This window comes from Dietzia sp. UCD-THP, assembly GCF_000349585.1.
Classification (GTDB): domain Bacteria; phylum Actinomycetota; class Actinomycetes; order Mycobacteriales; family Mycobacteriaceae; genus Dietzia; species Dietzia natronolimnaea_A.
This window is the reverse complement of sequence record NZ_AOSR01000112.1, coordinates 1-1,413: the sequence shown is the minus strand read 5'-3', so window position 1 is coordinate 1,413 and position 1,413 is coordinate 1. Positions and strand designations below refer to the sequence as shown.

At 65.2% G+C, this 1,413-nt stretch carries 1 protein-coding gene; it reads left to right on the top strand.

What is annotated here, in order from left to right; all coding sequences use genetic code 11:
• Positions 1-145: 145 nt before the first annotated feature.
• Positions 146-1,413: IS21 family transposase (gene istA / locus H483_RS27210; protein WP_031264767.1), on the top strand; the 1,268-nt coding region annotated here is incomplete at its 3' end.

The window sequence follows — 1,413 nt, the reverse complement described above, 5'->3', positions numbered from 1 at the left end:
TGTTAGGGACGTGCTTCGGAAAGCAGAGTTCTGATGATCGGGTAGCGCGAGTATGAGCATCGGATAGCGGTGCCGGTCATCGTGTGCTCGTGTCGGTTCTACGCGTGGCAACCAGGCTGCGCGTGATTCCGAACAGGAGGCACGGGTGACTGATTACCGATTGGTGATGTCGCTACTGCTGCAGGACAGGTCCTACCGGGACATCGAGGCGATCGCGGGTTGCTCGCACCGCACGGTCGCGAAGGCGAGGAAGGTGTGCCGCGAGCACGGGCTGACCGCCGTCGATCAGGTCGAGGCGCTCAGCGGCGAGGAGATTGACGCCTTGTTCACCGATGGGCGCAAGACGCCGTCGGCGGAGTTCGTGGCCTTCGACGTGGCGGCGACCGTGAAGAAGCGCACGGGCAAGAACAAGCTGCCGCTGCGGGTGCTGTGGGCCAACTACCTCGACAGCGAGGGATCGCCGGGGCAGCGGCACTACAGTTATCAGCGGTTCTGCCAGATCGTCGGCGAGTACGTCGAGGTCAACGAGCTGACGATGCGGATCGCGCACGTGCCCGGGCACACGATGCAGGTCGACTGGGCGGGCACGAAGATGGCGATCTTCGATCCCGTCCTCGGCACCAAGACCACGGTCTCGGTGTTCGTGGCGTCGCTGCCGTACTCGGGGTTGGTCTTCGCCTGCGGCTGCCTGGACGAGAAGATGCCGAACTGGCTCGACGCGCACCTGCAGGCCTTCGAGTACTTCGGCGGCGCGGCGCAGGTGATCGTCCCGGACAACGCCTCGACGGCATCGAACCAGATCGCCCGCGGCGATCGGGCCCGCGAGGTCAACCGTGAATACCGTGACTTCCTCGAGTACCACCACACCGCCGCGGTGCCCACTCGGCCGGTGCGCCCGACGGACAAGGGCAATGTCGAGGCCGGGGTGAAGGTGGTGACGAACTGGGTGATCGGACGGCTGGCCGATCGGCGTTTCGCGAGCCTGGACGATCTGAATGAGGCGATCGCCGCCGAGGTGGAGGCGATCAACGACCGGATCCCGTTCCGCGGCCAGAAGACCAGCCGCCGCGAGCTGTTCACCGAGCACGAGCAGTCGGAGCTGATCGCTCTGCCCGAGGTCCGCTGGCAGCCGGTCATCTGGAAGAAGTCCAAGGTCAACCGGGACTATCACGTGGAGATCGCCACGGTGAAGTACTCGGTGCCCTACACCTTCGCCGGCCAGCACGTCGACGTGAAGATCACCGGCCCCACACTGGTGATCATGGCTGGCGGTGAGGTCATCGCCTCCCACGCCGTCTCCGGTAGGCGACATTCCTTCGTGACCGACCCTGACCATGTTCCCGCTCAGCATCTGCAGACCTCGGACCTATGGTCGCGGGCGTACTTCGTGCGCCAGGCCCACAAGATCGGGCC